Origin of the sequence: Clostridioides sp. ES-S-0049-02 (assembly GCF_020658465.1) — a bacterium.
Taxonomy (GTDB): Bacteria; Bacillota; Clostridia; order Peptostreptococcales; family Peptostreptococcaceae; genus Clostridioides.
Genome location: NZ_JACVWG010000027.1, coordinates 1 through 9,441, shown reverse-complemented (window position 1 = coordinate 9,441; position 9,441 = coordinate 1). Strand labels below are relative to the sequence as shown.

General features: G+C 28.5%; 9 protein-coding genes, 1 tRNA gene, 1 rRNA gene, 1 other RNA gene and 1 other annotated feature. Of the genes, 1 reads left to right on the top strand and 11 read right to left on the bottom strand.

Annotated elements, in window-relative coordinates; genetic code table 11:
• Positions 1-510: 510 nt before the first annotated feature.
• Positions 511-1,716, top strand: a complete 1,206-nt coding sequence (locus IC213_RS19960; RefSeq protein WP_227437604.1) for an MGDG synthase family glycosyltransferase — start codon at positions 511-513, stop codon at positions 1,714-1,716.
• A gap of 64 nt (positions 1,717-1,780) precedes the next feature.
• Here IC213_RS19960 and IC213_RS19955 read toward each other — a convergent pair whose 3' ends face one another.
• From IC213_RS19955 to rrf, 11 genes are all read right to left on the bottom strand, one after another.
• Positions 1,781-2,002: a hypothetical protein gene (locus tag IC213_RS19955; protein WP_227437601.1), complete on the bottom strand. Its 222-nt coding sequence runs from the start codon at positions 2,000-2,002 to the stop codon at positions 1,781-1,783.
• Positions 2,003-2,143: 141 nt separating this feature from the next.
• The gene (recR, locus tag IC213_RS19950) at positions 2,144-2,743 is read right to left on the bottom strand and encodes a recombination mediator RecR (RefSeq protein ID WP_227437599.1); all 600 of its coding nucleotides are present in this window, start codon (positions 2,741-2,743) and stop codon (positions 2,144-2,146) included.
• Between the two features lie 12 nt (positions 2,744-2,755).
• Positions 2,756-3,106 (bottom strand): YbaB/EbfC family nucleoid-associated protein, encoded by a 351-nt coding sequence (locus tag IC213_RS19945; RefSeq protein ID WP_227437598.1) that lies wholly within the window; start codon positions 3,104-3,106, stop codon positions 2,756-2,758.
• A gap of 58 nt (positions 3,107-3,164) precedes the next feature.
• Positions 3,165-4,802, bottom strand: a complete 1,638-nt coding sequence (dnaX, locus tag IC213_RS19940) for a DNA polymerase III subunit gamma/tau (RefSeq protein ID WP_227437596.1) — start codon at positions 4,800-4,802, stop codon at positions 3,165-3,167.
• Positions 4,803-4,878: 76 nt separating this feature from the next.
• An RNA gene (gene ffs, locus IC213_RS19935) (signal recognition particle sRNA large type) lies at positions 4,879-5,143 on the bottom strand.
• 41 nt (positions 5,144-5,184) lie between these two features.
• A tRNA-Ser gene (locus tag IC213_RS19930) sits at positions 5,185-5,276 on the bottom strand.
• The gene (locus IC213_RS19925) at positions 5,277-5,732 is read right to left on the bottom strand and encodes a nucleoside deaminase (RefSeq protein WP_227437594.1); all 456 of its coding nucleotides are present in this window, start codon (positions 5,730-5,732) and stop codon (positions 5,277-5,279) included.
• A 319-nt stretch (positions 5,733-6,051) separates the two neighbouring features.
• Positions 6,052-7,323, bottom strand: coding sequence for a serine--tRNA ligase (serS, locus tag IC213_RS19920; protein WP_227483911.1), 1,272 nt, complete (start codon positions 7,321-7,323; stop codon positions 6,052-6,054).
• A gap of 126 nt (positions 7,324-7,449) precedes the next feature.
• Positions 7,450-7,655: a binding site (T-box leader), on the bottom strand.
• Positions 7,656-7,781: 126 nt separating this feature from the next.
• Positions 7,782-8,663: a mechanosensitive ion channel family protein gene (locus tag IC213_RS19915; protein ID WP_227437590.1), complete on the bottom strand. Its 882-nt coding sequence runs from the start codon at positions 8,661-8,663 to the stop codon at positions 7,782-7,784.
• Between the two features lie 11 nt (positions 8,664-8,674).
• Complete coding sequence (locus IC213_RS19910) at positions 8,675-9,184, bottom strand: transcription repressor NadR (protein WP_227856174.1); 510 nt, start codon at positions 9,182-9,184, stop codon at positions 8,675-8,677.
• 131 nt (positions 9,185-9,315) lie between these two features.
• Positions 9,316-9,432: ribosomal RNA gene (gene rrf, locus IC213_RS19905) — 5S ribosomal RNA — on the bottom strand.
• Between the last annotated feature and the right edge of the window lie 9 nt (positions 9,433-9,441).

The following is a 9,441-nucleotide window of genomic DNA, read 5'->3' as shown; positions in this document are numbered from 1 at the left end:
ATCAAACTCTCAAATAAAAGTTTATCAGGCTCAGATACTATTGTTATCTAAATATCTGGCTTTATGGTTTGTTTCTTGTTTTTATAAATTAACCTACTGTTTAATTTTCAAAGTTCATTTTTCATGTCTGCCCTTTTCTTAAGGACAAGTAATACTATATCAGCTTTATTTGTCTAAGTCAATATAATTTTTTATTTTTTTTTAGATTTTTAATTTTTCTATGTTTTATCAGCTTAACTCTCAGAAATTAATAATAAACAAAAGTCTCTATTTCATAGGACTAATATATATTTTATGCCCAATTTTCCTTTTTATTCTATATTTAAATTTTTTATTTGTAGCAATACACATTTTTTTAAAATTAATTTACATTTCTTTCACTTGTAATTTTTGTAATCTTGTATTAGATTATTATTAAAAAATGATTTATCAATAATTTGATTGAGAACGACATTTTTACACATCAAAATATTATATAAATACTATGCTACATTTTAGGAGGATTTTATTATGAGCAAGAAAGTATTAATCATGTCTGCTTCTACAGGTGGTGGACATAATAGAGCGGCTCTAGCTATTAAAGAAGAACTTACATCCAAAACAATTGATGGAGAGCCAGTTGAGTGCGAAATAATAGACAGTTTGAAATTAGTCAATAACATAATGGATAAAATAATTTCAAGAGGATATGAAAAATCCGCCATATATACACCCAAAGCATATGGAAGTGTATATAGATTATCTGAAACAAACCTTTTATCGAAAAATGAATTTAAAGATAATCTAATCATTACATTTATGGCAAAAAAATTTAAAAAACTCATTAAAAACACTAAGCCAGATTTAATTATAGGTACACATCCTTTTCCAATGATTGCTCTAAGTACATTGAAAAAAAATTTTAACTTACATAATAATGAAATAAATGCTTCTACTGATCATTTTTATAAGCATCATACAAGTACTATTAATGTTCCTCCACTTATTTCTGTACTAACTGATTATACTACTCATTCCACATGGATACAAAATGAGATTGACTACTATATTGTTGGTCATGAGTATGTAAAGGAATTATTAGTATTTGATGGAGTCGAGCCTAGCAAAATTAGAACATTTGGAATCCCTGTTGAAAAATCATTCCATTCTCATAGAGATAAAAAAATTGTTCTTTCTGAACTAAATTTATCTCCTGATAAATTAACTGTTTTACTTATGGGTGGCAGTTTTGGAGCTGGGAATATAAAAGAAACTCTTGATGAGTTATTAGATACAGATAGAGATTTTCAGATACTCGTAATAACTGGTAGAAATGAAAGTTTAAAAGAGAAAATTGAAAAAAAACTTGTATCTCGTTATCATGACAAAAATGTATGTGTACTTGGATACACTAATAAAATGAATGATATTTTAGCTTCTATCGATGTTTTAGTCAGTAAGCCTGGTGGACTTACTACAACTGAAGCACTATTAAAAGATGTACCCATGATAGTTCCATATTATATCCCTGGACAAGAAGAAGAAAATCTTGATTTCTTATCCAATTGTGGTGCAGCACTTAGAACTACAAAGAAATATAATTTATCAATATTATTAAAAGTTTTAATAGATGACTCTAGTAGGCTAGAAATGTTAAAGAAAAATATAAAATCTATAAGAAAGTCAAATTCAGCCCAAAACATAGCTAATTTAGTATTAAGTATAATTTCTGATTAATAAAATAAATAAAATCCCTATAGTATACCTATTAGGGATTTTTTATCTTCTAATTATTTAATTGCTAGATTGGTTCATAAAAATCTTCTTCATAATCATACTGATAGTTTTTATAGTTATTTCTGAATTCAGTATTTTTATTTTTTGGAGTTTTCTTAGTTTTTTTCTTGTTAGAAAAACTGATCTCCTCAAAATCATCATATTTAGGCTTGTCTTTTGATTTCATTTTTTTAATTCTTTTTTCTTTCATTGCATTATGTTCTTCTAAGTTCATAATTGGTTTCATGTTGCACCCCTATCAAAATTTTTAAATGATTTATACAACAAATTATACAATACAGAAGAGATTTATTCAATAAATCTAAATCAAAATTAATCTGAATTTAACTCCAAAAAATTACAAAAATCGAGGTAGTAACCTCGATTTTTATATTTCTCTTCTGCCTTCCAATGCTTTCGATATTGTAACTTCATCTGCATATTCTAAATCGCCTCCAACAGGAAGACCATGAGCTATCCTAGTAACTTTGATTCCCATTGGCTTTACTAATCTTGCAATATACATAGCTGTAGCTTCTCCTTCAATAGTAGGATTTGTAGCCATTATTATTTCTCTTACATCTTGATTACCAAGCCTTTGTATAAGCTCTTTTATTTTTAGCATATCTGGTCCAATACCATCCATTGGAGAAATAACCCCATTTAATACATGATATTGCCCTTTAAACTCTCTTATTCTCTCCATAGCTGCAACATCTCTCGGATCTTCTACCACACATATAGTACTAGAATCCCTATTCTTATTTGAGCACATACTACATGGGTCTGTATCTGTTATATTGCAACAAATTGAACAATACTTTATCTCTCTTTTTGCGTCTATAATTGCCTTAGATAAAGCCTCCACATCATTAGTATTCATATTAATAATATGAAAAGCCAACCTTTGAGCAGTCTTTCTTCCAACTCCTGGAAGCTTTGAAAATTCTTCTATTAGTCTCGTTATCGGACCTGTATAAACTTGCATAAATATCACCTACTAGAATAACCCTGGTATATTCATACCTCCAGTTACCTTACTCATTTGATTTGCTTGTATATCATCAATATTTCTCAATGCTTGATTTACTGCACTTAAAACTAAATCCTGTAACATTTCTATATCGTCTGGATCAACAACTTCTGGTTTAATAGTTATATCTAAAACTTCTTTTTTACCATTAACTTTTACAGTAACTGCTCCTCCACCAACTGAAGCTTCTACTTCTTTATTTTCTAACTCTTGTTGAGCTTTTTGCATGTTTTCTTGCATCTTTTGAGCCTGTTTTAATAAATTATTCATATTTCCACCACCAGGCATCATTCCGCCTCCAAAACCTTTTTTAGCCATAAACACTATTCCTCCTAAACTTATTTTCATTTTATTATTATATCATAATAGTATTTTATTATTTACTTTCATTTTCATCAATACTATCTTTTATTTCTAGTATATCTTCGTTTACTATGTTCTTTAGTATCTCTTCACCAATGTCTTTTTTTTCTTTAACTTCAAGATTTATATCTTTGACTTCTGATGACAATACTATTTTTACACTAAAGCTTCTATTTAAAACTTCTCTTATAGTCTTCTCTAGATAATTTATTGTATCTGGGGAGCTTAATCTAGTTTTTGCAAAATCAAATTTATCATCAAATATTACATATAACATGTTAGAATATACATTAAAACTTTTTACCTCACTTAAAAGAGCGTATATTGGCATTTTTTTATCTTTTTTAATTTGTTTAAGTATATTTTTCCATGATGATTCTATAAGTAGAACATCTTCATTTTTTACCTCTTCATAAACTATACTTTCTTTTTTTGAATCTATTTCTCTATTATCCTCATATTCCTTTTCTTTACCACTATCATTATTTGTAATTTTAAAGCTACCCATTTCAATCATTTTTTCCAAATTCTCAACCCTTTTAATAAGAGCTTCTTTACTTTCATCAAACATTGGCTGAGCAATCTTCATTATAGTTATTTCTACTAAGACTCTTGGATTTGAAGATGATTTTATATCATCTTGAGTTGTTGACAGTATATTTAAAATTCTTATTAAATCATTCATATCTATGTCCTCAGATTGAGATTTAAGTTGCTCTATAGTTTCTTCTGGTAATGAGATTATTTCATCTAATTCTGATGATACTTTGCAAACCATTAAATTTCTAAAATGATCTATTAAATCATTTATAAGGTTTCTTATATCTTTACCCCATAAAACAAATTCATTTAATATTTCAAGAGATTTTTTAGTATCTTGTGCTACAATACATTGAGACAACTCAAATAATTGTTCTATATTCACGCTTCCCATCAACTCAACAACATCTTTATAGTCTACTGTATTTTCTCCAAATGATATACACTGATCTAATATGCTAAGAGCATCTCTAAGTGCTCCTTGAGAGTTTCTAGATATCAGATTAAGAGCTTTTTCATCTATGTCAATTCCTTCATCTTCACAAATTTTTTTCATCCTAAGAGTCATATCTTTAACAGTAACTCTTTTAAAATCGTATCTTTGGCAACGTGATAAAATAGTTGCAGGTATCTTATGAGGTTCCGTAGTAGCCAATATAAAGATTACATATGAGGGAGGTTCTTCTAATGTCTTTAACAATGCATTAAAAGCTCCTTGAGACAACATATGAACCTCATCTATTATATATACTTTATATTTAGCATTAGCTGGAGAATATTTTACACTTTCTCTAAGCTCTCTTATATCATCTACACTATTATTTGATGCTGCATCTATTTCTACAACATCCATTGTATTATCTTTTAATATTGATTCACATATTTCACACTCATTACAAGGTTCTTCATTCAATTTATTTAAACAATTTACCGCTCTTGAAAAAATTTTTGCAGTAGATGTCTTTCCAGTACCTCTTGTACCACAAAACAAATAGGCATGTCCTATATTATCATTGTATATTTGATTTTTTAAAGTCTTAATAATATGTTCTTGACCAACAACATCATCAAATCTTTGTGGCCTATATGCTCTATATAATGCTTTATGCATCTTTTTACCTCTCTTTAGTAAAATTAATAAAAAAATCCCTCATTATCTAAGGGATTAGTCTTTTATATATTAAATGCTGTACACCATCTATCGACTTAATTCCATAGGCGTTACCAAAACAGTTAGCTCAACTTAGGCACCCCCGCGGCACACAAAAGTGATCACTTACCGCTGCTTCCTTCCGGATCTGACGGGGTTCATGAGCTTTCATTGCGCAGGACCTAAGCATCAACACCACTTATTTAGGGCGGCCCTACAAAAAATAAGCCTTTAGATGGAATTCAATCCTGCTATAGCGGATTGCAGGTTACAGGGCACCGCTACCTCCCCATCTAGTACAGCAAAATTACAACCATATTTAATTACTTTTATTTATTGTTTCTGGCGGAGAGAGTGGGATTTGAACCCACGATACAGTTTTACCCATATACTCGCTTTCCAGGCGAGCGCCTTCGACCACTCGACCATCTCTCCTTAATCTCTTTTTCTTAATGCCTTAAAAAATTCTTGCAATATGATCGAGCATTCTTCTTGCAAAACATCAAAAGCCACTTTTACATTATTATTATCAAAATAATCTAATTTAAACTCATGCTGTTTCTCTATATATGAATTTTTTATATGTCTTGTCCCTATTATAAGCTTTTTTATTCTAGAATTAACTATTGCACCACTACACATTATACAAGGCTCTAGTGTAACATACAAATCACAATCTGTCAATCTCCATCCACCTAATTTTTCTGATGCTTGCTTTATCGCTAAAATTTCTGCATGAGCTGTAGAATCTTTCAATGTTTCTGTAAGGTTATGAGCCCTTGCTATTATCTGATTATCTTTAACTATAACAGCACCTATTGGTGTTTCTCTCTTATTATATGCTTTATATGCTTCTTTTAATGCTTCTTTCATATAAAATGAACTTTCCATAATTCCTCCCAAAACTTATAACAAACTTATCTTATCATAATTCATTTTATAATTCAACTTAATTTTATTTTGTTTATTTAATATATTGCTATACATAGCTACATTTAATTTAAATTAACCTAAAAAAATTTTTTCAACGTCTAATTAAATGTTGATTTATGAAAATATTTAGCTTTTTATGATGAATATTCTATTATATATATTAACATAAAAAAGTTATGAAATTATTAAATCTCATAACTTTTTCTAATTTACTATTTACTTACAGTATATTTTTAATCTTAAAATATATTATCACTTATATAATATTAATACATAATTATTTTATAACATCAACACCCATATAAGGTCTTAATTCTTCTGGAACCACTACAGAGCCATCTGCTTGTTGATAATTTTCTAATATAGCAGCTAAACATCTTCCTATAGCCAATCCAGAACCATTTAATGTATGAACATATTCTGCTTTTGATTTTTTATCCCTTTTAAATCTTATTCCCGCTCTTCTTGCTTGGAAATCTTCAAAGTTTGAACAAGAAGATATTTCTACATATCTATTATAACTTGGCATCCAAACTTCTAAATCATATTTAAAAGCAGCTGTAAATCCTAAGTCTCCTGTACATATTCTTACAACTCTATATGGAAGACCTAACATTTGTAACATAGTTTCAGCATCATGAGTTAATGATTCTAATTCCTTATAAGAATCCTCTGGTTTAACAAATTTAACTAATTCAACTTTATTGAATTGATGCTGTCTAACTAAACCTCTTGTGTCTCTTCCTGCTGAACCAGCTTCAGATCTAAAGCAAGGAGTATATGCACAATATTTTATTGGAAGTTCTGCAACATCTAATATCTCATTAGCATGTATATTTGTCACAGGTACTTCAGCTGTTGGTATTAAGAAATACTCTAGCCCTTCTATTTTAAACATATCTTCCTCAAATTTAGGAAGTTGACCAGTGCCTATAAAACTATTTCTATTAGCCATAAATGGAGGTAAAACTTCTGTATATCCATGTTTAGCTGTATGAGTATTTAAGAAGAAATTCATTAAAGATCTTTCTAATCTAGCACCTAATCCTCTATATAAAGTAAATCTTGAACCAGTTATTTTTCCAGCTGTTTCAAAGTCTAATATCCCTAAACCAGTTCCTATATCCCAGTGAGCTTTATGTTCAAAATCAAATTTTGTAGGTTCTCCCCAAGTTCTTACTTGAACATTATCTTCATCTGTTTCACCTTGTGGCACATCTGGATGAGGTACATTTGGAATTCTCATCAATGCATATTCCATTTTTCCTTCAACTTCTTTTACTTTCTCATCAATACCTTTTATCTTGTCTGATAATTCTTTTAATCTTGCTTTTTCCTCTTCTACATCTTTTCCTTCTTTTATTAATTGTGGTATCTTTTTAGAGTTTACATTTAATTCATTTTTCATAACTTCAACTTCTTGAAGTATCTCTCTTCTTTTATTATCTAATTCCACTACAGCATCAAGGTCGAATTCTTTTTCGCCTCTTATTTCCATAGCTTTTTTAATATCATCTAAATTTTCTCTTATTCTTTTAATATCTAACATATTAATTCCTCCTAATAATTTTTATAATATAAATTAATAATTCCAATTTAAATTAAAACATTTTTAACTGCAAATTCTTAGTTTAAACAAATTTTGAAAATAAAAAAAGACCTCCGTTTACCCTATAAAAGGGACGAAAATCTTTTATCCGCGTTGCCACCCTAATTGATTATACCCATATGTACAATCCTCTCAGACCTGTAACGTAGGTAAACGTCTAGCTTTAACTAGAAGCTCTAGAGTAGATTCAAAAACCATTGTAATGAGTTCTCACCATCCACTCATTCTCTGAATACAACCTGTTTTTTACTATTTTCTTTCAATGCTTTTAACTAATTGTTTTATTTGATAATCATTATATTATATATATTAACATCTTTCAATACTATTATTCAATTTTTTTTAGAATTTTCTTTAATTTGTTATCTTGAATTTGATTTTTTTGTTTAATTAAAATATTATCTTTTATCTAAAGAATTTAAATTACTTGTGTTATTAAACAATAATGAAGCAGGAATAAATGGAACTTCTATTTTATTTTCATCAAATTTCTTTTTAACTTTTTCCATTATATCAAAGTATACATCCCAGTAATCATCAGTTTTAACCCAAGGCCTAGCAACTATTTGCATAGTATTATTACCTATAGAGTTTAACCCTATGATTGGCTTTGGATCATCTAGTATCCTTTTTTCATTTGTAAAAATTTCATTTAATATAGATTTAACCATATCTATATCGCTGTCATAAGAAATATTATACGAAAAATCTATTCTTCTTTTATTTTGATGTGTGTAATTAATTATATTATTACTTGTCAATTGAAAATTTGGTATTATTATAGTTTTATTATCTGGAGTTTTAAGAACAGTGCTAAATATTTGTATATCAGAAACTGTACCTTCCACACCTGACCCTTGAATATAATCACCTATATTGAATGGCTTAAAAAACAAAATAATCATGCCTGAACCTAGGTTTGATAATATTTCTTTAAATGCTAATCCTATACTAAATCCAGCTGCTCCTAAGACCGCTACAACTGATGTAGTTTGTATTCCTATAATACCTAAACTTATCAGTGATATGATGGATAGCATTGATATATATATACCATATACAATAAAATTATTTACACCTTTACTCATTCCATATTTAATTAGAAATTTAGAAACCATCTTTCTTACTATCTTAGCTATATAAATACCTATTATAAATATTGTTATTGCATATATAATATTTGGTATATTATCACTGAAATTATTAAGCATATTTTCTAAAGTTCTCTTCGTTATATTACTATTTGTTGAAGTAGTCTTAGCCAATGACAAAAAATTCATTTAACTCCTCCTTACGATAATATTCCACTGTCATCTAGTTTTTTTATTATATCTTCAATAGTTTTTTCTTTGAGTGCTTCAATTGTATGAATATGACTACATTCTGTTAAAACTGATAATTGTTTAAACTCATTTTTTTCAACTTTTATCATAAAATCATCTATATCCATTTTAGAATAAATATTAAGTTCCGCAGTTATTTGACCATATGTCGGATGATTTACAATAACATCTTTTACAATTCCACCCAAATCTACAATAATTCTTAGTTCTTCATAAATTTCTTGGGGATTTCTATGATTTTTACATTTTATTTGTCTGGAAAAATATGGTTGATTATATATTATATATCCTTGAGGTGTCGCTATTATTTCAAAACCTTTAGCTCTTATAAGCGCTATATCTTGTACTATTACTTGTCTGCTTACATTTAATAGCTCTGCTAGCACTCCACCTTTTACAGGATGCTTGGATTCCTTTAAAATATCTATTAATTTGTTTCTTCTTTCATTAGAATTCATATCATACCTTCTTTCTAAATCAAAACTTTTTGTCTATATTATATAATTCTATATTTTATCTTAGTATAAATCAATACAGAGTTTATATTCTGTTTAATTTTAGATTTTATAGCAAACAATAAAAAAAGACTACGTGGCTACGTCCTACTCTCCCAGGCAGTTTCCCACCAAGTACCATCAGCGCTAGAGAGCTTAACTTCTGTGTTCGGAATGGGAACAGGTGTATCCTCTCTGCTATTGTAACCACATAATCTTTA